Source organism: Actinomyces sp. 432 (assembly GCF_009930875.1).
Lineage (GTDB): Bacteria > Actinomycetota > Actinomycetes > Actinomycetales > Actinomycetaceae > Actinomyces.
Map to the genome: position 1 here is coordinate 20,206 of NZ_CP025249.1, position 23,933 is coordinate 44,138.

General features: G+C 68.2%; 18 protein-coding genes, 1 tRNA gene and 2 pseudogenes. 8 read left to right on the plus strand and 13 right to left on the minus strand.

The features are described 5' to 3' along the window. Nucleotides 1-3: 3 nt before the first annotated feature. The 6 genes and pseudogenes from CWT12_RS00090 to CWT12_RS00115 form a co-directional block, all read right to left on the minus strand. Nucleotides 4-1,329 carry a serine/threonine-protein kinase gene (locus CWT12_RS00090; protein WP_161923212.1) on the minus strand — a complete coding sequence of 442 codons (1,326 nt, stop codon included), beginning with the start codon at nucleotides 1,327-1,329 and terminating at the stop codon, nucleotides 4-6. After that, the gene (locus CWT12_RS00095; protein WP_161923213.1) at nucleotides 1,326-2,819 is read right to left on the minus strand and encodes a peptidoglycan D,D-transpeptidase FtsI family protein; all 1,494 of its coding nucleotides are present in this window, start codon (nucleotides 2,817-2,819) and stop codon (nucleotides 1,326-1,328) included. Before CWT12_RS00095 ends, CWT12_RS00090 begins: the two co-directional genes overlap by 4 nt. After that, nucleotides 2,816-4,323, minus strand: a pseudogene (locus CWT12_RS00100) (FtsW/RodA/SpoVE family cell cycle protein). Before CWT12_RS00100 ends, CWT12_RS00095 begins: the two are co-directional and overlap by 4 nt. Next, the gene (locus CWT12_RS00105; RefSeq protein ID WP_161923214.1) at nucleotides 4,320-5,873 is read right to left on the minus strand and encodes a PP2C family protein-serine/threonine phosphatase; all 1,554 of its coding nucleotides are present in this window, start codon (nucleotides 5,871-5,873) and stop codon (nucleotides 4,320-4,322) included. The pseudogene CWT12_RS00100 and the gene CWT12_RS00105 overlap by 4 nt, the downstream one beginning before the upstream one ends. After that, nucleotides 5,870-6,325 (minus strand): FHA domain-containing protein FhaB/FipA, encoded by a 456-nt coding sequence (locus CWT12_RS00110; RefSeq protein ID WP_161923215.1) that lies wholly within the window; start codon nucleotides 6,323-6,325, stop codon nucleotides 5,870-5,872. Before CWT12_RS00110 ends, CWT12_RS00105 begins: the two co-directional genes overlap by 4 nt. Next, the gene (locus tag CWT12_RS00115; protein WP_161923216.1) at nucleotides 6,322-7,029 is read right to left on the minus strand and encodes an FhaA domain-containing protein; all 708 of its coding nucleotides are present in this window, start codon (nucleotides 7,027-7,029) and stop codon (nucleotides 6,322-6,324) included. The genes CWT12_RS00110 and CWT12_RS00115 overlap by 4 nt, the downstream gene beginning before the upstream one ends. Nucleotides 7,030-7,398: 369 nt before the next feature. Between CWT12_RS00115 and CWT12_RS00120 the strand changes: the two genes are divergently transcribed. Further along, nucleotides 7,399-7,482: transfer RNA gene (locus tag CWT12_RS00120), tRNA-Leu, on the plus strand. Between the two features lie 51 nt (nucleotides 7,483-7,533). Here CWT12_RS00120 and CWT12_RS00125 read toward each other — a convergent pair. From CWT12_RS00125 to CWT12_RS00140, 4 genes and pseudogenes are all read right to left on the minus strand, one after another. Then, a complete protein-coding gene (locus tag CWT12_RS00125; protein WP_237564212.1) occupies nucleotides 7,534-8,025 on the minus strand; it encodes a VanZ family protein in 492 nt (163 codons plus the stop codon). Between the two features lie 9 nt (nucleotides 8,026-8,034). Continuing rightward, on the minus strand, nucleotides 8,035-8,637 hold the full coding sequence (locus tag CWT12_RS00130) for a phosphoribosyltransferase (protein ID WP_161923217.1): 603 nt from the start codon (nucleotides 8,635-8,637) through the stop codon (nucleotides 8,035-8,037). 1,172 nt (nucleotides 8,638-9,809) lie between these two features. Continuing rightward, the gene (locus CWT12_RS13555; protein WP_337247894.1) at nucleotides 9,810-10,085 is read right to left on the minus strand and encodes a YbdD/YjiX family protein; all 276 of its coding nucleotides are present in this window, start codon (nucleotides 10,083-10,085) and stop codon (nucleotides 9,810-9,812) included. 1 nt (nucleotide 10,086) lies between these two features. Then, a pseudogene (locus CWT12_RS00140) lies at nucleotides 10,087-12,479 on the minus strand (carbon starvation CstA family protein). Nucleotides 12,480-12,714: 235 nt separating this feature from the next. Here CWT12_RS00140 and CWT12_RS00145 point away from each other — a divergent pair. Further along, entirely contained in the window at nucleotides 12,715-14,301 is a 1,587-nt protein-coding gene (locus tag CWT12_RS00145; protein WP_161923218.1) for an aspartate:alanine exchanger family transporter, read from the plus strand. Nucleotides 14,302-14,424: 123 nt separating this feature from the next. Here the strand turns inward: CWT12_RS00145 and mtnN are convergent, their stop codons facing one another. Beyond that, the gene (gene mtnN, locus CWT12_RS00150) at nucleotides 14,425-15,189 is read right to left on the minus strand and encodes a 5'-methylthioadenosine/S-adenosylhomocysteine nucleosidase (RefSeq protein WP_237564213.1); all 765 of its coding nucleotides are present in this window, start codon (nucleotides 15,187-15,189) and stop codon (nucleotides 14,425-14,427) included. A gap of 159 nt (nucleotides 15,190-15,348) precedes the next feature. After that, a complete protein-coding gene (locus tag CWT12_RS00155; protein WP_161923219.1) occupies nucleotides 15,349-15,825 on the minus strand; it encodes a DUF559 domain-containing protein in 477 nt (158 codons plus the stop codon). 162 nt (nucleotides 15,826-15,987) lie between these two features. Here CWT12_RS00155 and CWT12_RS00160 point away from each other — a divergent pair, with 162 nt between their 5' ends. Beyond that, nucleotides 15,988-16,125 (plus strand): hypothetical protein, encoded by a 138-nt coding sequence (locus CWT12_RS00160; protein WP_161923220.1) that lies wholly within the window; start codon nucleotides 15,988-15,990, stop codon nucleotides 16,123-16,125. Nucleotides 16,126-16,613: 488 nt separating this feature from the next. Here the strand turns inward: CWT12_RS00160 and CWT12_RS00165 are convergent, their stop codons facing one another. Beyond that, complete coding sequence (locus tag CWT12_RS00165) at nucleotides 16,614-17,081, minus strand: S-ribosylhomocysteine lyase (RefSeq protein ID WP_161923221.1); 468 nt, start codon at nucleotides 17,079-17,081, stop codon at nucleotides 16,614-16,616. 39 nt (nucleotides 17,082-17,120) lie between these two features. Here CWT12_RS00165 and CWT12_RS00170 point away from each other — a divergent pair, with 39 nt between their 5' ends. From CWT12_RS00170 to CWT12_RS00190, 5 genes are all read left to right on the plus strand, one after another. Further along, on the plus strand, nucleotides 17,121-18,080 hold the full coding sequence (locus CWT12_RS00170; RefSeq protein ID WP_161923222.1) for an alpha/beta fold hydrolase: 960 nt from the start codon (nucleotides 17,121-17,123) through the stop codon (nucleotides 18,078-18,080). Between the two features lie 148 nt (nucleotides 18,081-18,228). Beyond that, nucleotides 18,229-19,668 carry an SLC13 family permease gene (locus tag CWT12_RS00175; protein ID WP_161923223.1) on the plus strand — a complete coding sequence of 480 codons (1,440 nt, stop codon included), beginning with the start codon at nucleotides 18,229-18,231 and terminating at the stop codon, nucleotides 19,666-19,668. Beyond that, nucleotides 19,665-21,833: an ATP-binding protein gene (locus tag CWT12_RS14215; protein WP_161923224.1), complete on the plus strand. Its 2,169-nt coding sequence runs from the start codon at nucleotides 19,665-19,667 to the stop codon at nucleotides 21,831-21,833. Before CWT12_RS00175 ends, CWT12_RS14215 begins: the two co-directional genes overlap by 4 nt. After that, nucleotides 21,830-22,300 carry a response regulator gene (locus CWT12_RS00185; protein WP_161923225.1) on the plus strand — a complete coding sequence of 157 codons (471 nt, stop codon included), beginning with the start codon at nucleotides 21,830-21,832 and terminating at the stop codon, nucleotides 22,298-22,300. Before CWT12_RS14215 ends, CWT12_RS00185 begins: the two co-directional genes overlap by 4 nt. Nucleotides 22,301-22,380: 80 nt before the next feature. Beyond that, complete coding sequence (locus CWT12_RS00190; RefSeq protein WP_161923226.1) at nucleotides 22,381-23,565, plus strand: AI-2E family transporter; 1,185 nt, start codon at nucleotides 22,381-22,383, stop codon at nucleotides 23,563-23,565. Nucleotides 23,566-23,933: the final 368 nt, after the last annotated feature.

A 23,933-nucleotide genomic window follows, 5' to 3' on the forward strand; every position in this document is an offset into this window, starting at 1 on the left:
TCGTCACAGTGCCTCCTTTGAAGAGGTGGTTGACGCGACCGCTGAATCACGTGAGGCGCCCGGGTGCGCTGAAGCAAGGGTACCCGTCGTTAACAGCAGAGCGAGCAGGATCAGGATGATGACCACGATCCGGATGGTGCCGGCGGGCAGCCCGAACCGTTCCCTGCCGGAAGCGTGCCGGGTTGCCGCGTGACCGGCTTCGGGGGCGTCGGCGACGGCGGAGCGGGTCTGATCCGCAGCGGGGATGGAGCGGGTCGCGGTGGGCGGCTCCCGGTCCGCCTGCGCGCCGCCGACCGCGGTATGCGGCTGGTTCGCGGTCGGCTGCCCGCCTGCGCCCGCGTTGGTGCTGTTGCCGGTGGCGGCGTTCCCGGTGGCACCAGCGGCGCCGGTGGTAGCGGAGGTATCGGCGCCCCCGGCCGCAGAGCCGCCACTGCCGCCAGGGCGCTCGGCGCGCCTGCGCCCGGTGGCGCGCCAGGTGGGGGCCTGGCGCGGATCCCAGGACTCCGCCGGCAGGTTGACCACAATCCGGTCCAGGCGGCGGGCGAGCTCACGCGCGGTGCGGGGCCGGTCGGCGGCCTTCTTGGCGAGCAGCTCCATGACCACCTCCCGTACCTGCTCCGGCAGATCGTCGGGCAGCGGTGGAACCGGCTGGTTGACATGGGCGAAGGCGATGTCAACCTGGGTGGAGCCGGTGAAGGGGCGCCGTCCGGCCAGTGCCTCGTAGGCGATGACCCCCAGCGCGTACAAGTCCCCGGACGGCGTTGCCATATTGCCCATGGCCTGCTCGGGGGCCAGGTATTGAGCCGTTCCCATGACCATGCCCGTGGCTGTCATGGGCCGCTGGTTGACGCCCATGGAAATGCCGAAGTCGGTGAGCTTGGCCAGCCCCTCCCGGTTGATCAGGATGTTCGAGGGCTTGACGTCCCGGTGCACGACGCCGGAGTCGTGCACCACCTGCAGGGCGCGGGCGACCTGTGCCAGGATCGGCAGGATCTCCTCCGGGGGCATGGTGCCCCGCTCGGCGAGGATGTCTGACAGGGCCCTGCCCTGCACCAGCTCCATGACGATCCAGCCGGAGCCGCGCCGCTCACCGGAGTCCAGGACCACGGCCAGGTTCGGGTGCCGCAGCCCCCGGGAGTTGGCGGCCTCGGCCCGCAGCCGGGACAGAAAGATCTCATCCCCGGCGAGCTCGGGACGCAGGATCTTCGCCGCCACCGCGCGCCCGGAACGCAGGTCCGTGGCGCGCCACACCTCCCCCATGCCGCCCAGGGCGATGCGCTCTACCAGGCGGTAGCGCCCCTGCAGCTCCAGTCCAGGCTCGGGTTTCACTGATCCACCGCCGCATCAATGACGGAGGCGGCTATCGGTCCCGCAACTGAGCCGCCGGTACCGGTGGTGGCAGTCTGCTCGCCGCCGTCCAGGACGACGGCGAGGGCGATCGTGGGCTTGGAGATATCGGTGCCGGCGAAGCCGACGAACCAGGTGACCGGACCGCCCTCGGCCGAGCCCGTCTCGGCGGTGCCGGTCTTGCCGGCCACGGTCACCCCGGCCACCTGCGCCGTGGTGCCGGTGCCGTCGGTAACCACCTGCTGCATCATCTCCGACAGGGTCTGCGCCGTGCTGGAGTCGATCGGCGTGCGTGCGACGGACGGCGAGGTGGTGGAGACGACTGACAGGTCCGAGTCCAGTGCCTGCGAGATCAGGTACGGGGTCATCTGCTTACCGCCGTTGGCGATGGTTGCCGCCACCGAGGCCATCATCAGCGGGGTGGTCCGCACCGACGCCTGCCCAATGCCGGCCATGGCGGTCTGTGCCTGCGAGTCGTTGGCCGGATAGATGGACGGGGTGACCGTGAGAGGTATCTCCAGGTTCTCCCCGAAGCCCCAGTTGGCGGCCTCGGTGGCCAGCTCCTCGTCGCCCACGTCCATGGCCAGCTGGGCGAAGGGAGTGTTGCAGGACTCGGCGAAGGCGTAGGTGAGTGTGACCTTGCCGTTCCCGCAGGACTCACCGGCGTAATTGGACAGGGCGTGGTTTGTGCCCGGCAGGGTCAGGGTGTCCGGTGCCTCCACCTCGGTGGAGGCACCGGCCGTTCCGGTACGCAGGGCGGCGGCCATGGTCAGGATCTTGAAGGTCGAGCCGGGTGCGTACAGGTCACCGGCGATGGCCCGGTTGCTCAGCGGCTTGGCGGGGTCAGCGGCCAGGGTATCCCAGGCGGACTGGGCGGTGTCGGCGTCGTGGGAGGCCAGCAGGTTGGGGTCGTAGGAGGGTGAGGAGACCATTGCCAGGATCGCACCGGTGGAAGGGTCGATGGCGACGACGCTGCCCCGGCGGCCACCCAGGGCGTCCCAGGCGGCCTGCTGCACCTGCGGGTCGATGGTCAGCTTGATGGCACCGCCCTGCTGGGTCTCGCCGGTGATCAGGGACTTGATGCGGCTGGAGAACAGGGAGGGGTCCTCCCCGTTGAGCACGGGGTTGGCAGCCAGCTCCAGGCCGGTCATGGAGGAGAAGGAGGTGGAGAAGTAGCCGGTGACCGGGGCGTACAGCTCCCCGCCCGGATAGGTGCGCTGGTAGGTGTAAGCGTCGTCGGAGGCCTGAGAGTCGGCAATCACGGTGTCGCCCGCCAGCATCTGCCCGCGGTCGGTGCCGAACTGGGCGTAGACCATGCGCGAGTTGCGCGCGTCCGTCGTCAGGGTGCCCTGCCGGGAGGATGACTCCCACAGTGCTGGGCGGCTCAGGCCCTGGACGCTGGTCAGTGAAGCCGCCAGCGCAAGCATCATGACTAGCACTAGGACAGTGACTTGTCGTATCTGCCGGTTCATGCGCTGCCCTCCTTAGGTGCTGGCTGCGCGGGCGTGAAGGCGGGCGGGCCGTCGCTAGCTTCAGCGTCCGCGGCGTCGTCGGCGTCACGCACCCGCTTGCGCAGCGAGGAGGGCAGCTCCGCAGTGTCGATGATGCGGGGGGCGGCGGCGGTGGGGCGGCGGGCGGCGTCGGACAGGCGTACCAGTAGCGCCAGGATGATCCAGTTGGCAATCAGGGAGGAGCCGCCATAGGCGAGGAAGGGGGTGGTCAGTCCCGTAAGCGGGATCAGGCGCGTGACACCTCCGACTACGACGAACACCTGCAGGGCGATGGTGAAGGACAGGGCGGTCGCCAGCAGCTTGCCGAAGCCGTCCCGCAGGGCCAGGGCCGTGCGCAGCCCCCGCTGCACCAGGATCAGGTAGAGCATGAGGATGGCGAGCGTGCCCGTCAGCCCCAGCTCCTCCCCGAGGGAGGCGACGATGAAGTCGGAGTTGGCGAAGGTGGTCAGGTTCGGGTAGCCCTCACCCCAGCCGGTGCCCATCAGCCCGCCGTAAGCCATGCCGAACAGGCCGGTCACCAGCTGCCAGGAGCCGCCCGGCATCTCGTAGACGCCCGGGTCCATGGCGTTGAGCCAGGCGGTGATGCGCTGCTGCACGTGCGCCAGGTGGGTGGCCGCGAACCATGCCGCCGGCACGAACAGTGCCGCACCGATAAGCAGCCAGCTGGGCCGGTCCGTGGCCACGTACAGGGTGACCACGAACAGTCCGAACAGCAGCACCGAGGAGCCCAGGTCCCGCTGGAGCACCAGCACCAGGATGCTGACGCCCCACACCACCAGCAGGGGCGCCAGGTGGCGGGCGCGCGGCAGGTTCACCCCCAGCACGCGGCGGCCCGCCAGGGCCAGGTTGTCCCGGTTGGACACCAGGAAGGAGGCGAAGAAGATCGCCAGCGCCACCTTGGTCAGCTCCGCCGGCTGGAAGGACATCGGCCCCAGCCGGATCCAGATGCGGGCGCCGTTGATCTCCGTGCCCAGCCCGGGCACGAACGGCAGCACCAAGAACCCCAGACCGCCCCACATGGCCAGGTGATCCCAGCGGCGCAGTAACCGGTAGTCACGCACCAGAAGCACCAGGCAGAACAGGAATACACCGAGCGCGGTCCACACCGCCTGCTTGGGCCCATAGTCGTGGGTCTGCCCCAAGCGCTCATAGGACATGTCCAGCCGGTGGATCATTGCCAGCCCGATGCCATTGAGGGCGACCGCCGTCGGCAGCAGTACCGGATCCGCCCAGGGGGCGGTACGCCGCACCCACAGGTGCACCACCAGGCACACCGCTGCGAGGGCGGCGGCGAGCTGAAGCGACTGGGCGGGGAGGAGCCAGTGCGGTTGATGGCGGTGAGCACGAACGCCGCCAGGCCGATGACCAGAGCAATGATGAGTAGCCCGGCCTCGGCCCAGCGGCCCGTGCTCTGGGCCGACGCCGAACTCGGCACCGGTGCGGGGCGGAAGGTGGGTGAACTCATGCAGCAGATCCCTCAGCAGGGCCCCCGGCAGGTCCTTCAGCGGGTATCGCGCCAGGATCCGGCTGCCCCGGCTGCCGTTGGGACGCCTGGGGTGACCGCACCGGCTGGGTGCTCCCCAGGGCGCGGGTTGAGGAGGAGGACGCCGTGCGCGTCGCGCTCGCGGACGGCGTGGGTCGCTGGGTCTGCGCCGGGGAGTTAGTCGGTGCGGGAGTGGGAGAGCGGGTCGGCGTCGGCTCCGGTGTGGGCTGTTCCTCTGGAACGTCCACCAGGTTGTCCATCACCGTGGTGCGCACGTACTGGCGGGCCGCATCCAGGGAGGGCTGCTGCACCGTTCGCTCGAGCTTGGCCAGGATCTGCTCGTTGAGCTCATCCACGCCGGGCCGGCTGTAGGTCTGCACCACGTGGCTGAGCGAGAACGGTCCGACCGACTGGGGTATGCCCTGGTAGATGGCGATCTGGCCGTTCAGGGTGGTCACGTAGTACTGGGACTGGGTCCACTGGTACCCCAGTGCCCCGGATCCTAGGAGGGCCAGGAGCAGGATCAGGGAGGCGATCGCGGAACGCAGCCGGCGTACGCGGCGCCGGGCGAGCTCGGTGCGGGCCTGGGCGGCGACGGCCTCCTCCTCGGCGGTGTCGGTGGGCGGGGGTGTGGAGTCCAGGCCGGCCACCAGGGCGGCGGCCTTGGCGGCCGGCGTGGTGGCCTCTACGGGCTCGGCCGGCTCCGGGGAGGAATGCGAATTGTTGCCGGTGGCGGCCTGGTGCAGGCGGGCGCGCCGGTTGGCCGCGGAGCCCACGATCTGGGTATCGGTTTGCGGCTGGGGGTCGTCGTCGACGACGTCGAACACCACCACGGTGACGTTGTCCGGTCCGCCGGCCCGCAGGGCAAGGTCGATGAGCTGGTCGCCGACCTGGCCGGGATCCTCCACGGTGGCCAGCACTTCCCCGATCGTCTCGGCGGAGACGGGACCACTCAGGCCGTCGGAGCACAGCAGCCAGCGGTCGCCGGGCACTGCCTCGCGGATGGACTCGTCCAGCTGGACCTCACCCTCGGCGTCGCCCAGTACGCGCAGCAGCACTGAGCGCTGGGGGTGCCGACGCGCCTGGTCGCGCGTGAGCCTGCCGGTCTCCACCAGGTACTCCACGAAGGTGTGGTCGGTGGTGACCTGGGTGAGCTCGCTGTCGCGCAGCAGGTAGGCGCGCGAGTCGCCCACATGCACCATGGCGAGCTTGTTGCCGGAGCGCATTACGGCGATGCAGGTGGTCCCCAGGCCGGCCAGGTCGGGGTTGTCGCTGGACAGGGAGATGAGGTCGCTGTGTGCCTCCTGCACGGCGTCGCGCAGCAGGTCGAGGAGCTCCCCGGCCTGGTGGGAGTCGGCGTCCAGGGGCACCAGGTGCTCAACCGCTACTGCGGAGGCGATATCTCCGCCGGCGGGTCCGCCCATGCCGTCGCACAGCAGCATCAGGTGCGGGCCGGCATAGCCCGAGTCCTGGTTGGAGGCGCGCACCAGCCCGACGTCACTCCTGGCGGCGTAGCGCAGGGAGATGGTCATGGCCGCAGCTCCAAGGTGGTCTGGCCGATTCGCACCGGCACTCCTACAGGCAGTTCAACGGCACCGTACACGGGGCGCCCCGCCAGCGTGGTGCCGTTCGTGGAGGACAGGTCCTCCAGCCACCAGGCGCCATCCTTGGGGAATACGCGGGCGTGCCGGGAAGAGGCGTAGGAGTCGTTGAGCACGAGTGTGCAGTTCTGGTCGCGGCCGATGGTGATGGAAGTGGGCGTCAACGGCACCATGGAACCTGCCAGGGGGCCCTCGGTGATTACCAGGCGGGTGGGTCCGCGGTTCCGGCCGGCTGGGGATGACTCACGGGTGGAGCGGCGCCGGGCCGGGGCTGTGGAGACGTCGGCGACGTCGCGGCGCAGCGCGCGTACCACGAGGAAGACGAAAACCCACAGCAGGACTAGGAAACCCAGTCGGGCGATGGTGAATGCGAGCTCACTCACCCGTTGGTCCCTGTGCCCTGCGTGCCGTCCCAGAACATGATCCGGGTGCGTCCGATTGTGAGTGTGTTGCCGTCCAGGAGGGTGGCGGCGTCGACCCGGTGGCCCTCGACGAAGGTGCCGTTGGTGGAGCCGAGATCCGTGGCAATGGCGTGGCCCTGGGTCAGCCGGATCTCCAGGTGGCGGCGGGAGACGCCGGAGTCGTCCACGATGATGTCAGCCTCGCTGCCGCGGCCGATCACGGTGACGGGACCGGTAAGCAGGTAGCGCTGCCCGTCGATGTCCAGGATGGGGTGGGTTGGGGAGGCGGTGGCGGCGGCAGCGGGGGCGGCGGCTCCGCGGCGGGTGGAGGACTCGATCTCGATCATGGGGGGTGTGAGGCGCTCGTCCGCCAGGAAGGAGACGTCGACCGGGCCGACGAATGAGTAGCCCTGCTCGCCGGCGTGGGTGGTGGTCACTTCCTCCATCTGCCGGACCACTTCATCCATGCCCCAGGTGCCCAGGTGCTCAACGTCGCTGGGGGCCAGGTGGATGCGGAACACGTTGGGCACCACGGAGCGGTCGCGGGCGAAGGAGGCGGCGCGCTTGTCCATTGTCTCCCGCAGCTTAGAGGCGATCTCTATGGGTTCAACGTCGTCGGAGAACCGGGACATGGCCCGATTGGCGACGTTGCCGACGCCCTTCTCGAACTTGTCCAGGAAACCCATGGACTACCTCCCCGTGTGCTTTGGAGCGGCTGCGGCGGCGCCGCTGCCGTCCGCGAGGCGGGCGACTGCCCGGCCCGCGGCCTGATCGGGCCACGATACCGGCACTGCCCGAGGACGGTGTGCATATGGGCAGGATTCCAGAGGTGACCTGGCCCAATGGTAGCTGCTGTGGCCCGCGTGACGGGAAGACCAGTACGACGGCTGTGTTGCGATCAGGGTTGCAGGCATTGTGGATACTAGGCGAAACAGGCCCCGGTTGTCGCGGGGCTGCGCAGGGGCGGACGATGGCGGGTGAGCGGTTTCACGGCTGTGAGTGGCGAACTGGATTGGACGCGGGCACCGAGTTGCCGATAGCATGAGATCACTCAAGCGCGAGTGGCGGAATTGGTAGACGCGCACGGTTCAGGTCCGTGTGATCTTGCGATCATGGGGGTTCGAGTCCCCCCCCGCGCACGGAAAAGGCCCGGGCCAACTGTTGGTCCGGGCCTTTGTTGTGCTCCATCGTCATGCTCTGTGGGATCGTCCCGGGTGCTGCCGGCGCTCCGGCCGGCGCCGGTGCAGCAGCATTCCGGCCAGTGCGGCCCCCACCCAGGCGCCGACGCCGTTTTGAAGAATGTTGGCAAATGAGGGGCGGCGGTCCAGACCCGGAGCCACCCACTGCGCGAGCTCTGCCCCCAGGCCCACGGCACAGCCTGCCAGCGCCCAGGCCCACCAGGGCACTCGCGGCCAGCCAAGCGTGGCCAGGAGGGTCAGGGGTGCGAGCATGATCAAGTTCAGCAAGATGTCCTTGCCGCGCAGTGTCAGGAACCATGGTCCCAGTCCGTCCTTGAACGCGGCGATGTCATCCCCCGATGGCCACAGCACGGCCACCAGAACGACGCCGAAGTAAAGCGCGGCCAGGGCGCGGGCGGCGCTGCCGGTGCGAGTAGCCGAGCGGGCAGTGCCGGCCTGTTCGGCGTCGGCGGGTGGAACCCGGGGCTTGTCAGGGATGGTCACGCTGGCTCCTCAGCCTCCGATGTGGTCGGCAGCGCACTGGTTGGCGGTATTCCGCTCCAGGGAGGAGGCGGTAATGACAGGCAGCACCGACCAGGGGAAGTTGATCCACTTGTCGGTCACCCGCCAGCAGTAGTCGGGCTCGACGAGGCTGTGCGGCTTGCGGTAGATCACCGCGCTGCGTGCATCCACGGCCATGGTCTCACCGCCCAGGTCCAGGCCCTGGTGCTGCAGCAGCTCCATCACCATCTTCAGGGTCTTGCCGGAGTCGGCGACGTCGTCGACCACCAGCACCTTCTTGCCCGGAAGGTCGGAGGCGTCCATGAGCGGCGGGAGGACCACCGGCTCGGCCAGGGTCTGGCCGACCCCGGTGTAGAACTCGACGTTGACTGTGCCCATCGCCTTGACGCCGATCGCGTAGCCGATGGCGCCGGCGGGGATCAGGCCGCCGCGGGCGATGGCGATGATCAGGTCCGGCACCCAGCCGGAGGCCACGATCTGTGCGGACAGCTCGCGTTCGGCGCGGCCGAACAGCTCCCAGGTCAGTTCCTCGCGGTCGGGGGCGGTGGTGGCGCCGTCGTCGAAGGTGGTCGGGGGCTTAGTCGCGTCGGTCACTTAGCGAATCGTAGCGGCCCGTATCGGCCCGACCCGCGTGTGTCGCGGATTGGGCGACGTCGTTCCGCCGGGGCCGAATCGCGGGAGTCTTTCGGTTTGGGGTGCGGGTGGTTCGTCGCCGTGTATTGCGCTGGGCGGCGACCGTGAGTGTCAAAATCTATGATAAACGGGTCCGGCGACGTCGACGGCGACGCACGAAACGTTGGAATCATGCGGGCGCCGAATCGCGCCAGGAGGTGACGACGCGCGTTTGTCATCGATTTTGACACCGCACCCCTGGGAGGCCGCCGTCGTGCAGCCCGCCAGGGGCGTCTTCCGGTGACGGCTCGTCATGAACCGCGACGTGCGTCTACCCCGGGAACCGTCTGGCCTGATCCACCGCCCGAGTGCGTACATCTCCCGCCCCTCCGGGACGCGTCCCACCAGCGCGGCGACCTTCAGCAGGCGCCCGCGCCGGCTTGTCGGAAGGTGCGAGGTGCTTCCTGACTCGGCAAAACCGGGTGGGTCGAAAAGCGCATGGAGGTCTTAATGCACCTTGAGGTGCGAGGTGCTTCCTGACGACAGCCTACTATCCTCCTTACGAGGTAAGTGAGGACGTCTTAATGCACCTGAAGGTGCGAGGTGCTTCCTGACCCCTACCCCTGGAAACCGCGCCGTTCCGCCACTTCCAGGCTCGAGATCGCCACCGGCTCCGCAAGCACCCCACGGGACCGACTGGCACCAGGCCAAAACTACCACTTTTCGTTGAAAACAAGCCAAGCGCCACCGACACCCCACAGGCGCCTCCAGCCACCAACTTTCAACGAAGTCATGCGGAAAAGTCGGGGTCAAAATATACCTATCTTTGTACTGTAGACCGAATTGTGACTTCCCCGCGGGCACCACACCAGCCCCATACACCCCAACTGCATCACACGCAACACTCGCAACCACCGCTCTCGCCACCTCCAGGCGGCCCCGCCGCACCAACGCCACAGCCCCAGACAACCCGTGAGCACCCGCCACCCCGCCGCGCCTTTACTACGCCACTTCGCCGTTAACAACGCTAGTTAACGGCCTGCTGAAGGGCGCGGAGGTATACAGCAAACGGCTAAGTGGCGTAGCAAACGGTGAACCGGCGTAGTAAACGCACCCGAAACCTAAGGCGGCCACCGTCCCCAAGCCGACCCCAATCAGCAGCAGCCGGTGCTCACATTGCGCTCGTCGAACTCGGAACGGGCCCGCCACCACTGGCGCGCCGTCAGCGGGGCATGGTCGGGGTGCTCGCGCCGGTGCCGCTCGACGTAGCGGTCGTACGCCGACTCGCCGGTGAAGTCGCGCCACAACCCGCGCGCCCGGGACAGGCAGGCGCGAATCCGGCCCGCCCACCGCGCCGCAGCCAAACTCCGCGACGCGGCGGGCACCGGCGCTCCGACTACCTCGCTCACCTCTGTGGTCGCCCCGGTCAAGTCAGCGGTCCTCGTCGTTGGCTGCGGCCGTCGGGGCGCCGGCGCGTGCGCCGCCGGGAATGAGCGCCGGATCACCGACGAGCGCATACTCGTTGACAAGCTTCTTCTCCAGCGGACTGGCGATCAGGTGCTCGGGGCGTAGAAGTTCGACTCCTGATACGGATCCTCGGAGGTGGTGGTGTCGCCCGCGCGCACGGCACGCACCATGGTGATGGCAGCGCACAGCATGACGAAGACGACGAGCGCGAGGAACACGACCGACAGCGTTCCCTGGATCATGGTGTTGCGGATAATGGCGCGCTGCACACTGATCGCCTCCGCGTCAGTGAGCGCGGGCAGCAGCGCCCGGGCGTCGCGCCACTGCTGGAAGTAGCCCACCTGCGGATCGGTGGAGAAGATCTTCTGCCACGACGCCGTGAAGGTGACGGCCGTGTCGAAGGCCAGCGGGATCGCGGGGATCCACGCGTACTTCAGCCGCCCCTTGCGTACCGTCATCACCAGGCACATCAGTAGAGCGATGGCCGCGATGAGCTGGTTGGCGATGCCGAACAGCGGGTAGAGCGTCTGGATGCCGCCGCGCGGGTCGGTCACGCCCATGAGCAGCAGCGAGCCCCAGGCCGCCACGACGACTCCGGTGGTCACCCATGCCCCCACGTGCCAGGACGGGTCACGGAACTTCGGCCAGATGTTGCCCAGGGCGTCACCGAGCTGGAAGCGGGCCACGCGGGTGACGGCGTCGACGGCGGAAAGAATGAACAGCGCCTCGAACATGATGGCGAAGTGGTACCAGAAGCCCATCATCGTCCGGCCGCCGCCGATCTGGTGGAGGATGTGCGACATGCCGACGCTCAGCGTGGGGGCGCCACCGGTGCGGGAGATGATGCTCGGCTCGCCGACGTCGGAGGCCACCTGCTCCAGCGCCTCGGCGCCCGTGTACGTCTTCGGATTGCCGTTCTCGTCCCAGGAGTCCCACACCGGAACCAGCGAGTCCCCGTGGGCGTCGGTCACCTGGAGGTTGGCGACGGCGGCCGCGGCGACCTCCTCGCGGTTGGACGCCGTGGCGATGACGTCGTCGCCGGCGAGTGCGTTCATGGTGGCGGCGGAGGTGTTCATGGAGAAGTAGATGCCCGGGCTCAGCGAGACCGCGGCTGCCAGGGCCATGATCGCGACGAAGGACTCCATGAGCATGCCGGCGTAGCCGATCATGCGGACCTGGCTCTCCTTCTGGATCATCTTCGGGCTGGTGCCGGAGGACACGGTGGCGTGCATGCCGGACAGGGCGCCGCAGGCGATGGTGATGAACAGGAAGGGGAAGAGCTGACCTGCGAACACGGGGCCGTCGGTGTTAAGGGCGAACTCGGAGACGGCGGCCATCTCCACCAGGGGCCGCACAATGATGATGCCGGCGGCCAGGACCGCGATGGTGCCGACCTTCATGAAGGTGGACAGGTAGTCGCGCGGAGTGAGCAGCACCCACACGGGCAGGACGGCCGCGAGGAAGCCGTAGACGATCATGCACCACACCAGGGTGGTGGGCGACAGGTGCAGGTACTGGCCGAAGGAGGACTCCGCAACCCAGCGTCCGGCGATGATGACGCCGATGAGCACGGCGAAGCCGACGAGCGAGACCTGGGTGATGCGGCCGGGCTGGACGAAGCGCAGCCACAGGCCCATGCAGATGGCGATCGGAATGGTGCAGCCGACGGAGAAGACGCCCCAGGGGGACTCGGCGAGCGCATTGACGCACACCATCGCCAGCACCGCCAGCACAATCATCAGCATGACCAGGACGACCACCGTGGCCACGGTGCCGCCGACGCGGCCGATCTCGTCGGTCGCCATCTGCCCCAGGGAGCGGCCACCGCGGCGCATGGAGAAGAACAGCACCAGCATGTCCTGCACCGCGCCGGCGACGATCACGCCGAGGATGATCCACAGCGTGCCCGGCAGGTAGCCCATCTGGGCGGCCAGGACGGGGCCCACCAGCGGGCCGGCGCCGGCGATGGCGGCGAAGTGGTGCCCGTACAGGACGACGCGGTGGGTGGGGTCGAAGTCGCGGCCGTTGTTAATGCGTTCGGCCGGAGTCGCGTTGGTGTCATCGGGCCGCATGATGGTGCGCTGGATGTACAGGGCGTAGAAGCGGTAGCCGATGGCGTAGGTGCAGATCGCGGTGACCACGAACCAGATCGTGTTGACGCTCTCGCCGCGCGCCACGGCGAGCATCCACCACCCCAGCACGCCCAGGGCGGTGATTGCGACCCACAGGGCGATCTTCTTCGGGGTCCATTTGGTGTGCGGCTTGATACCCACGGGGACGCCCTGGTGGTTGCGGATAACCAGGTGCTCTTCCTCGGGGCTGTAAGTGGGGAGAGCAGGGGCTACTGAGGTTTCCATACGGGTGGCTCATCATTGAGGAGGGACAGGTGCGCAGCGGGCCAGGGAGGGTCCGTACCCGGGAAGCCTAGTTCCCGTGCGGGCGGGGCGGCAATAGCCGTCCGAGGCGGCGTTGAGTGCCGCTACGGAATCCCAGTCGTGACCACGGCCGTGCAAGGGCTGACCGCCCAGCAGCGCGGCTGGCGCCGCCCCGCTGCCCCGCTGCGGCGGTGCGTTCGCCGACTAGCCTGGGGGCGTGCCAGACTTCCTCGCCTCCGTCGTCGACGTGCTCGCCTCCGCGCCGATCCTGACCGTCTTCCTGGTGATCGGCGTGGGTACGGCCGTCGGACAGATCCCCTTCGGGCCGATCCGCTTCGGAGCCGCCGGGGCGCTGTTCGTCGGCCTGGCCGTCGGCGCCCTGGACCCGAGCCTGGGGGAGAACCTCACCCTGCTGCGCAGCCTCGGCCTGGGGCTGTTCTGCTACACCGTCGGCATCGGCGCCGGCAGTACGTTCTTCCGCAATCTGCGCCGGCAGCTGCCGCTTATGGCACTGTGCGTGGCGGCGCTCGTGCTCGCCGGAGGCGCCGGGGCGGTGTACGCCCACCTGACCGGCATCAGCCCGGCCATGGACGCCGGCGCCTACGCGGGCGCCCTGACCAGTCCCGTCCTGGACTCCGCGATCGAGGCCGCCGGCAGCCAGGAGCCCGCCGTCGGCTACGCCCTGGCCTACCCGGTGGGCGTGGCCGTCGCCATCCTCATCGTCGCCCTGGTCATTGGCCGCGACTGGCCGGGCCGGCGCGATCCCCGGCCCGCCTCCGCCGATGGACTGGCCGCCACCAGCGTGTTCCTGCTGCGCCGTGTAGCGCTGAGCGATCTGGAGCCCTTCCAGCGCAACCGCATCCGCATCTCCTACCTGGAGCGCGATGGCGCCACGCGGGTGGTCTCCCCCGACGAGGAGCTGCTGCCGGGCGACAAGGTGGTGATCGTCGGTGCCCCGGCGGCCCTCGAGGACGCCATTCATGAGCTCGGCACCGGGTATGACCGCTGCCTGGCCAAGGACCGCACCGTCGTCGACTACCGGCGCCTGACCGTCTCCTCCACCCGCGTGGCCGGGCGCACGATCGGCGAGCTGGACATGCACGGACGCTTCCAGGGCGTCATCACGCGGGTGCGGCGCGGCGACCTGGACCTGCTCGCAAATGACGACCTGGTGCTCGAGCTCGGGGACCGGGTGCTGGCCGTGGTTCCTTCCGGAGACCTGGAGCGGGCCGCCGACTACTTCGGCGACTCGGAGAAGTCCATCGCCCAGATCGATGCCTTCTCCGTAGGGGTCGGCATGGCACTGGGCGCATTGGTCGGGCTCGCTGCGATCCCGCTGCCCGGCGGCATAACGCTGCGGCTGGGGGTGGCGGCGGGGCCGCTCGTGGTCGGTATGGTGCTGGGGCGGCTGGGTCGCACCGGCCCCTTCATCTGGCAGCTGCCGCACGCCGCCAACGCCACCATCCGCCAGCTTGGGCTGCTGTTCTTCCTGGCCGCCATTGGGCTGGCCTCCGGGCCGGACTTCGCCGCCTCCGCATTTTCTGTGACGGGGCTGGCAGTGGGAGGGCTGGCCGCGCTCATCGTGGTGGTCAGCGCGGTGGTGTTGCTGGCCGGTGCCCGCCGGGTGGGGCTGAGCGCGCCGCGCGCCGCCGGCGCCCTGGCGGGGCTAGTGGGCCAGCCCGCAATCCTCGCCTTCGCCCTGTCCAAGCGGGATGACGAACGGGTGGAGGCAGGCTATGCGACCCTGTTCGCGCTGGCGATCATCGTCAAGATCGTCATGGTGCAGGTGCTGGTGGCGGTGTAGCGCTGGGCGGGAGCGGGAGCCGGGAAGCACGTGGAACTTCCCGCATAAACGTACGTGGTGGCTTCCGTACAACTGCCGGCTCGTGCCGCGGGCGTCTGGCTCCCCGGGCGCGGCTCGCGCCGCTCAGCCCAGCGCCGCCAGCACCACGGCGGCCGAGCGGGCAGCCGCCTCGTCGGCGCCGATGTGGAAGTCCTGGCCGGCCTGCGGGCCGCACAGGTCCGAGACCCCGCGGATCGAGGCGAAGGGGATGGCCGCGGCGTGTGCCACCTGTGCCAGGGCCGTCGATTCCATGTCGTTGCTGATCGCCTGCGGGAAGCGCTCGCGGGTGGTGCCCACGTTAGCGGCGGTGACAAAGGAGCCGCCGGCCAGCATCTGGCCCACGTGGATATGGGCGGCGCCCGCGCTGGGCGTCGCGGCGCGCAGGGCAGTTGCGGCCGCTCCGGTGCGTGCCACCAGACCCGGATCACCGGTGAAGGTGGCGGGTTGCCCCGGGGTCTGGCCCGGTGCATAGCCGAAGGCGGTGGCGTCAACGTCGGTGTAGGCCAGGTTGGCGGACACGCACACGTCACCGACCTCAACCTCTCGGCCCAGGCCGCCGGTGGTACCCGCGGAGATGATGAGTTCCGTGTTCACCTGCGTCAGCACCGTTGCCAGTGCGCTCGCGGACGCCACCAGCCCGATGCCCGAGCGCACCAGGAGCAGTTCCCGGCCCCCGCCCAGGTCCAGCGGCCAGGCCTCGGCACCGCCCGGAAGATGCGGGGCGGTCGCGTCTACTAGCCGCGGCAGACGATCCAGGAAGGGGTGTGCCTCCTCCGGCATCGCCACCACGACCACGGCGGCCACCCGGCGGCGGTCCGCCTGCGGCACATGACTTGGAATCGCGCTCATACCCCGAGCTTAAACGGCCAGAGTGTCCATCTCTCGCCACTTTCACGGATGCGGGGAGTTTCGTAGATGTCGTATACCGCCTCTGACCTGGGCAAACAGTGGTGCCCCTCTTGCGGCAGAGGCCGCGCCAGCGGCAAAGTGGCGAGAGATGGACACATTCTACGGTCTGCTGGCACAGTCGGGCCACCAGCCCAGGCGCTGTGCTACGGGCCGCACCAGTTCGACGGTCTGATGGGCGAGTACCTGGCGGGCGGTCAGTCGTAGTGGTGTGTAGCCGTGCGCGATGAGCCACTGGTCGCGATGGCGGTCATGCTCCCAGTCCGCCCGCTGGCTGTGGAACTCGTGTCCGTCGGTTTCAATGTCTAACCGCCCCAGCAGCAGGTCCAGCTCCCCGATGGGCAGCTCAGCGCCGGCCTCGGGTGTGGCGCCGGCTTCCTCAAGTTCGTAGCGCGCAATGGTCTCCAGCGGCGAGCGTGCCTTGGGATTGGCCCGGTTCAGCAGCTGTCGAAGTTGGCCATTACGGTTGCCACGCAGCCTGGCGTGCATCTCCTTGGCGATCATGCCCCCGCGCAATGCCGCGTCTAGTGCGATGAGTGCATCCAGTGGCTCCACGCACCGCATGAAGGCAATGAGCATGGTTTCCACGTCGGCGTACGGCGATGCCGCCGGGTCTACTTGCAGACCGGGGACGTGATGGCAGACAGTGCGTAGGGGAACGGAGGGCGGTGTTCCAGAAACGAGGACATGGACTCGGGGCCCAGGCCGGTTCCGGACTGGAAGTCCACAGGCTTCGACGGCATGAAAGCAGCCGATGAGCCCACCCACCTGACGCGCGACAATGATCTCCCGCTTCACTCCGGGAAGGGCGATCACGCGCCCCGGGTGCTCCCTGACCAGACCTTCATCCACCATGCGGGCGATAGCCCTGCGATCTGAACGATCAGCAGCGAGGTGGCGCGTTTTGGCAGCGCCATGGGCCTTAGCCAGCCTATGCAGGATCTGTTCCCGCCTGTCCGCGTACCTCATGGAGTGAGCATCGGTCGGCGGGTGACAGTCGGCAATGACTAATCCGCGACCTGTGGATAACTGACGGTCACGCACGGGATATCCACAGGAGCTCGCGGTTCCGGCAGCTGCCTGCGCCCTTGGGTGGCAGGCGTATCCGACTGCGAGCGAGAACCCTATGCCCCGGTGGGTGCACCGGACAAAAATGTCCATCTCTCGCCACTTTCACGGATGCGGGGAGGTTCGCACATGTCGTGTACCGCCTCTTACCAGGGCAAACAGCGCTGCCGCGCCCAGGGTGGAGGCCGCGCCGGCGGGCAAAGTGGCGAGAGACGGACACTTCAGCACCGCCGAGCCTGGCGTGGCCACGGGGTAGATGGCGTCCGGTGGTGCGGGCTGGAGTAGGCGGCGCGCGGCACTCACCCTGCGAACACGGTCTCCCACTGATCGCGCTTGGCCAGGAAGCCGCGAACCGCCTCCTGGGCCGCCTCCAGGGAGTGGTTGGCGCCCCACCCACACTGCTCCTCATTAGCTGCCGGAACCTCGGTTGCGGCCAGGATGTCCTGGAAGGTCGCCTCCAGCAGCGGCAGGAAGTCCTCCGGCTCCAGGCCCAGCGTCAACGCGTAGAAGCCGGTCTGGCAGCCCATGGGCCCCCAGTCGATCAACCGGTCGGTGTGGTTGCGCATGAGCTCGGCCGTCAGGTGCTCGATCGAGTGCACGGCCCGCATCTCCAGGTGCTCGCGGTTGGGTTGGCAGAAGCGCACGTCGTACTTGACCAGCTCGTCCCCGCCCGGCAGGCGCTTGCGGTCCGCAATGCGCACGAAGGGCGCCGCCACTTTGGTGTGGTCGAGGTTGAAGGACTCCACGTTCATACGGTGCTTGTCCATGCCTTCAGACTAGCCGCATCTTCGGGGAACAATTGGGCCATGAGCCTACCCCTCGCCCGCATCGTCGCCGGTCCTGCCAACGCTCCCACCCTCGTGCTACTCCATGGAATCACCGGATCCGCCGTCTCACAAGCAGAAGCCATCGACCACTGGGTTGGCCGTGGCTACCGGGTCGTTGCGGCGGACGCCCGCGGGCACGGCCTGTCCCCGCGCTGGACAACAGCCGAGTTGGATCGGGCGGGAGAAGTGCTGGTGGAGGATGTCGTCAGCCTGCTGGAGGAGCTCATTCCGGCAGTGCCTGGAACACCCGCGTCACCGGCGGTCGGCGACGCAACTCGTGAGTTCTGTGGCGCAGCGCGCGTCAGTCCCGCTTTCGCGGCCAAGGCGGTGAACCCGGTGGCGGGAGAGTCGGGAGAACCTGAATCGACGCCTGCCGCGCCCGGCCCCCGCCCGGTCCTCATCGGCCACTCCATGGGGGCGGCCACCGCGATGGTGGTGGCCGTGCGCCGCCCGGACCTGGTAAGCGGCGCAGTACTACTGGACCCGGCCCGTTACGGCTCACGCAGCCCACAGGAGCTGCGTGAGCGCGGCGCTGCCCGCAAGCGCGCCCGCGCTGCCGACCTCGCTGATCTGCCCGGCGCCGTTGCGCGTGCCCTGGCTAATCCGGAGATTCCAGATGGCGAAGCCGTGGCCGGTGCGTGGGCCGGTCAGCGGGTTGACCCCTCCCTCCTGGACACCGGAGTAGTTGCGCCACCGGTGCCGTGGGAGGAGGCGATGGCCGATTTGGCGGTGCCTACGCTCCTGGTCACCGGCGACCGCCCCGGATCAGCGCGCGTGGGCCCCGCCGGCTTGGACCGGCTCGCTCGCATCGCCAACCCGCGGATCGAGACCGCGCTGCTTGCGGGCGCGGGACACGACGTGCGGCGCACCCGGCCCGAGGAGTTCTGGGCTGCCGTGGATCCCTGGCTGGACCGGTTGCTCGGTGCGGGGGAGCAATAGTGCCTAACGCCTGAAGGACCGACTCCGCGGGCCGGTGAGCGCAGCGGTGTCTGGGATTCGATAAAAATCGCGAACTATCGCCTAGGATTCCCTCTACCCCGCAAAGATGTTGGGACACTCCGGACACCGGGTGCCACGAGGAGGATCCATGCCCGCGCGCACACGTCCAGCCGCCAATCGACCACGTCCTCGTGTTCCCGACCGCCTTGAGCCGCTGACACCCAAGCAGGTCATCGGCCTACTGCTTGCCGTTGCGGTCTTCGCGGCACCGCTGCTGGTGGACGTCCCGGACCTGGACCCGATGGGTGAGCGGATGCTGTCGATCTTCCTGCTCGCCATCGTGCTGTGGGTTACTGAGGCGATCCCCCTGGTAGCCACCGCCGTGCTGGTCATTGGACTGGAAGTACTGCTCATCTCCGATCAGGCAGTCCTGCCGGTTCCCGAGGATGCCACCGCCTACTCGAGCTTCTTCGCGGCCCTGGCCAACCCGGTCATCGTCCTGTTCCTGGGGGGCTTCTTGATCGCTGACGGGTCGGAGAAGTTCCACCTGGACAAGAACCTCGCCGCCGTACTGATCAAGCCATTCACCGGCTCCGCCCGCCGCACCGTGCTCGGGCTGATGGTGATTACCGCCGTGCTGAGCATGTTCATGTCGAATACGGCCACCACCGCCACCATGTTCGCGGTGGTCATCCCCGTGCTCGGTGCCCTGCCGGAGGGCCGGCCCCGTACCGGTCTGGCGCTGTCGATACCGGTGGCGGCGAACGTCGGTGGTATGGGCACACCCGTGGGCACGCCCCCTAACGCCATCGCCCTGGGCGCCTTGGCGGAGGCAGGTCACCCCGTCAGCTTCCTGGACTGGATGCTCATGGCCATTCCGCTGATGCTCGTTATCCTGCTGGCCGCTTGGCTGCTGATCTGCGCGGTGTTCCTGCCCGGCGGAATGGCCATACAACTGGACATGCGAGCCGAGTGGTACACCGACCGCCGCGCTGTCATGTTCTACGTAATCGCCGGTGCCACGATCCTGCTGTGGATGACCGAGTCGCTGCACGGGCTGAGCGCGAACGTGGTCGGCTTCCTGGCGATCGTGGCGATGCTCGTCACCCGGGTGATGACCGGCAAGGACCTGGCTGGACTGTCCTGGGACGTGCTGTGGCTGGTTTCGGGCGGCATCGCACTGGGTGACGGCGTGGGCGCCACCGGTCTGGACAAGTGGATCCTGAACCTGTTCAACTGGACTGCGATGCCGTCCCTGGCCGTGTTGGTGCTGATGGGGGCGCTCGGCCTGGCCCTGTCCAATGTCATCTCCAACTCCGCCGCCTGTAACCTGCTGGTGCCGCTGGCTATGGGCCTGGCCACGGGGATCGATGGACTGGAGCCGGTCACTATAGCCGTGGTGCTGGCGCTGGCCTGCTCGCTGGGCATGAGCCTGCCGATCTCCACCCCGCCCAACGCGATTGCCTACGCCACCGGGGAGATCGCCACGGGTGACATGGCCCGGGTCGGCATCATCATTGGCGTGATCGGCACTATGATCCTGGTTACGCTCATGCCCCTGGCCTGGTCGGCGATGGGAATGCTATGACTCAAGAACCCGGTGCCGTAGGTCCCTCGTCCGCCGCTGCCGAAGACTACGACCGGTTGGTGGTTGCTGTCGTGTCACCAAGCTCGCTGGGCACCCAGGCGGCCCACGAGGTCACCCCTGCGGTGCACGCCCTGGCCGACGTCGTGCGTGTACGTACTCTGGCGGAACTACTCCGGTGGGCGGGCACAGAACGCCCAGGTCCTGTTCAAGAGCCGCCGCCTTCCGCGGGCGACGGCGCCGCCCCGGAGGTTGCCGGCCGCACGGCCCCGGCTACGGTGGCGCTGATCGTCGCCACCGACGAGGTCGGCAGCCTCGACGACGTCGCCGCCGCGGTGGCGCATTACCCCGCCCTGGAATCGGCTCGCATGGTACTGCTGACCGAGCGCGCCGAGCTACACAACCTCGGCCGTGCCATAGATGAGGACCTGGTGCGCGAGGTGATTGCGGTGCCCTGGACGCCCGGAGCTATTGGGGAGCGTGCCCGGGCGCAGATCCGCCGCTGGATGCGCGACCACCTGCCCGATGATGATCCTCGGAGGCGTGACGGAAACGGGGGGCACTCGCCGCTGCTGGAGGCGCTCACGCGTCATTCCGATGCGCTTACCGCAGAGCTCATTACGGCCTGCGAACAGGTCCTCGGGCCGCGTCCGCGCCTGCGGCTGCCCGCAGGGGTGCGGCTGACTCATCAGGGGCAGATCGTGGACGGGGTGTACGTGGTGGTGAGCGGGTCGGTGGCGCTGACCCGGCACACCCGAGTAGGTGAGGTCACTCTGCACCATGCCACCACGGGCCGCATCATCGGCCTGGTGTCCCTGGCCAGTCATGGACGCGCCTTTGTCACGGCCACCACCACCACTGATGTGGAGCTGATCCTGCTGTCTATCGAGCAGCTGGACCGGGCGCTGCGGGAGAACGAGGTCACCGAGCAGCTGCTGGCCGCCCTGATCATTCGCTCGCTGACCAAGCGGCTGGCGCGTTCGGAGATCCTGCAGGTGGAGAAGATCGAACTGGCGGCGGCACTGGACGCCGAGCGCTTGCAGGTGCAGGAGGCGCTTACGGCTCTGGAGCAGGCACGCCTGGAGCTGCTGGCCCAGGAGCGCTTCGCCACCTTGGGGGAGCTGGCCGCCGGCGTGGCCCATGAGCTGAATAATCCGGTGGCTGCGCTGCAGCGCGCCAACGACCACTTGCATGAGGACTTGGCCGCAGTGCTGGCTACGCACCCTGATGGGGAGACGATCAGCCGGGTGGCCGTCGCCGCGCGCACACGGCCCGCCGCGTCTACGCGTGCAGAGCGGGCTGCCCGTAAGCGGCTGGAGGAAACCGTCGGGGATCGGGAACTGGCGCGCCGACTGGTTGCCGCCGGGGTTGACGCCGACGCGGATCCCGGTGCTGTGCGTGCGCTGGCTGCGGACCCTCAACGCCTGGCTACGGTGGAGGCGGCTGCGGCCATAGGCCGCGCCGAACGAAACATGCAGCTGGCAACTAAACGTATTAGCGGCCTGGTTGCGAGCCTGTCCACCTACGTGCGCCCGGACGGCGAGGACATGGTTGACGTCGACTTGCGGGAGGTGGTTGAGGACGCTCTGCGGCTTACCGCGCATCGCCTGGAGGGGGTGGAGATTCAGCGGGACTACCCCACCGAGCCGGGCGTGCTTCCGCCGGTGCCCGGTCATGTTGGCGAGCTGGTCCAGGTGTGGACAAACATCTTCGCTAACTCCGCCGATGCCCTGGCTGCCCAGGCGAAGGACGCTGTTCAGGCCGGAAGGGACCCGCAGCCAGGCCGGGTCGCGGTGCGCATCGGCCCGGTGGCCGGGGGCGTGCGCGTGCAGGTGCAGGACAATGGTCCGGGCATCGACCCGGATATTTTGCCGCGCATTTTTGAGCCCCGGTTCACCACCAAGCACGGCCAGGTACGCTTTGGGCTCGGGCTCGGCATGGGGCTGGCCAAGAGCGTGGTGGATGCGCACCGCGGCTCCATCACGGTGGACTCCCAGCCCGGCCGTACCCGTGTGACGGTGGTGCTGCCGGTTAACCCGGCGGTGGTGCGGGGGGACAGGGCCGTCGGGCCGGATGCCCCCGGGGCAGGGTTACGTAAGGTCGGGGTCGGGCATTCACATGGAGAGAAGTCGCGTGACGACTTTCAGTCACTCAAGGGGAAGCAATGAAACTGGTCATCCTGGTGGTCGAAGATGAGCCTGAGGTCCGTGACGCCGTCGTCGGGGACCTGGCGCCGTTCGCCTCGGCTGTGCGTATAGAGCCGGCCGAGGACGTTGCGGATGCCTGGGAGGCGGTTGCGGATGTCGATGACGACGGCGATCTGCTCGCGCTGGTACTTGCTGATCACCGCATGCCGGGGCGTAGCGGTGTGGACATGCTGGTAGAGATGAACACCGATGAGCGTACCGCTGCCGCGCGGAAGGTGCTGGTCACCGGGCAGGCGGACCAGGCCGATACGATTCGTGCGGTCAATGACGCGGGCCTGGACCACTACATCGCCAAGCCGTGGCAGCCCGCTGTGCTGGAGCAGGTGGTGCGTGATCAGCTGACTGACTTCGTGCTTGAGGCGGGCATCGATCCGCTGCCGCATATGCGTGCCCTTGATCGGGTGCGGGCCCTGGAGGCGGTGCGCTGAGGCGCGCAGCAACAGTGGTGTGACTCGCGGTCCCGGCCCGTCGGGTGTGCGCGGGGGTGGCCCCGTGTGAGGATGAACTTATGAGTGACGTACGCCAGGCGGTGACCGGCCGCTCGCAGGGCGAGTCAATCGCCTTCATAATCGCAGTACTCGTTGTCGGCTGTGCGGGCCTGTACTACATCGGATCACTCTTCGGTCCGGCTTTCTTCGCCCTGACGCTGGTGATCACCGTACGCCCACTGGTGTCCTGGGCGACCCGGCGGCACGTGCCCAGGCCGTTGGCGGCAGTAATCGCCATCCTGATTATCTTCGCGTTCGTCATAGGACTGTTCGCGGCCCTGGCGATTGCTATCGTGCAGCTGATTGAGACCCTGCCCAACTACTCCGCGCAGTTCACCTCGATCTGGGACAGCATGCGCTCCCTGCTGGAGCGACTGGGCGTTGACGAGTCCACTCTTATCGATCAGGTGTCGCAGTCGGTGGACCCCAGCCGGATTGTCTCCCTGGCGCAGAGCCTGCTCGGGCAGCTGTCCAACCTGGGGTCGGTGCTGAGCGTACTGGTGCTGACTGTCGTGTTCCTGATGTTCGACACGGCCCGTATTGAGGTACGTTCACGCGCCCTGAGTCGACTGCGGCCGGGCATTGCGGCGGCTCTGGGCGGATTCGCCTCATCGGTGCGCTCATACTGGCTGGTGTCTACCATCTTCGGCTTGATCGTCGCAGTGCTGGACGTGATCGCGTTGTGGTTCTTGGACGTGCCGATGGCGGTCACCTGGGGCGTGCTGTCATTCATTACTAACTACATACCGAACATCGGCTTCATCCTGGGCTTGATTCCGCCGGCTCTGATCGGTCTGGTCGACTCCGGGCCGTGGACCGCGCTGTGGGTGGTGGTCGCCTACAGTCTGCTGAACTTTGTCATCCAGTCGCTCATCCAGCCGAAGTTCACCGGTGACGCGGTGGGACTGAACACGACCACGACCTTCCTGTCCCTGCTGTTCTGGAGTCAGATCGTTGGTGCGCTCGGCACTATTCTGGCGGTGCCGCTGACCCTGTTCGTCAAGGCGCTACTGGTGGACTCCGATCCGCGCTCGCGGTGGGTGAATATCTTCCTTTCGGCCGGAGACACCGATGCCGACGAGTCTGAAGACGCCACTCGCCGGGATGCCGGCGATCGTGACTCCTCCGGCTCAACTTCCAAGGGCCGGGAGGCCGTGGTGACCAGTGAGGGTGAAACCACGGCAGGGACTGAACCGGCCTGTTAGCGGTTCCCATGGTTTTCACAGCTTCAGCGGAGCGGCTTTTCAGATGCGGCGGGTTATATGAGTTCTGCCGCCGGACGAGGCGGGCCGCGAGGGTTGGGGAACCCGATGACCGGCCCGGTTCGAGGTCGGTCCGGGTACTAGGGAGCCCGGGCCGGGCGCTCCGGCGAAGGAGGGCGCTCCCCCGGATGTGGGAACCCGGGCGCGGAGCCCCTCACTGACGAAGGCCCTCGGGCCGGGCAGGCGCCCGCCCGGGGGCCTCGCCATCTTCTGGTTATCAGAGCGAATGCGTGTGTGGTTCGGGCGTGGTGCTTTTGGCCGGCGTGTCGCGGGGGCTTGGCGTCAACCTCCCCGGTTTGGCCGGGCTCCTT

Excerpts from the sequence above, each read along its gene's own strand:
- CWT12_RS00095 (WP_161923213.1), bottom strand. The coding sequence starts at position 2,819 with ATGAACCGGCAGATACGACAAGTCACTGTCCTAGTGCTAGTCATGATG.
- CWT12_RS00105 (WP_161923214.1), bottom strand. The coding sequence starts at position 5,873 with ATGACCATCTCCCTGCGCTACGCCGCCAGGAGTGACGTCGGGCTGGTG.
- CWT12_RS00115 (WP_161923216.1), bottom strand. The coding sequence starts at position 7,029 with ATGGGTTTCCTGGACAAGTTCGAGAAGGGCGTCGGCAACGTCGCCAAT.
- mtnN (WP_237564213.1), bottom strand. The coding sequence starts at position 15,189 with ATGAGCGCGATTCCAAGTCATGTGCCGCAGGCGGACCGCCGCCGGGTG.
- CWT12_RS00155 (WP_161923219.1), bottom strand. The coding sequence starts at position 15,825 with ATGCTCATTGCCTTCATGCGGTGCGTGGAGCCACTGGATGCACTCATC.
- CWT12_RS00160 (WP_161923220.1), top strand. The coding sequence starts at position 15,988 with ATGAAAGCAGCCGATGAGCCCACCCACCTGACGCGCGACAATGATCTC.
- CWT12_RS00165 (WP_161923221.1), bottom strand. The coding sequence starts at position 17,081 with ATGGACAAGCACCGTATGAACGTGGAGTCCTTCAACCTCGACCACACC.
- CWT12_RS00170 (WP_161923222.1), top strand. The coding sequence starts at position 17,121 with ATGAGCCTACCCCTCGCCCGCATCGTCGCCGGTCCTGCCAACGCTCCC.
- CWT12_RS00175 (WP_161923223.1), top strand. The coding sequence starts at position 18,229 with ATGCCCGCGCGCACACGTCCAGCCGCCAATCGACCACGTCCTCGTGTT.
- CWT12_RS14215 (WP_161923224.1), top strand. The coding sequence starts at position 19,665 with ATGACTCAAGAACCCGGTGCCGTAGGTCCCTCGTCCGCCGCTGCCGAA.
- CWT12_RS00185 (WP_161923225.1), top strand. The coding sequence starts at position 21,830 with ATGAAACTGGTCATCCTGGTGGTCGAAGATGAGCCTGAGGTCCGTGAC.
- CWT12_RS00190 (WP_161923226.1), top strand. The coding sequence starts at position 22,381 with ATGAGTGACGTACGCCAGGCGGTGACCGGCCGCTCGCAGGGCGAGTCA.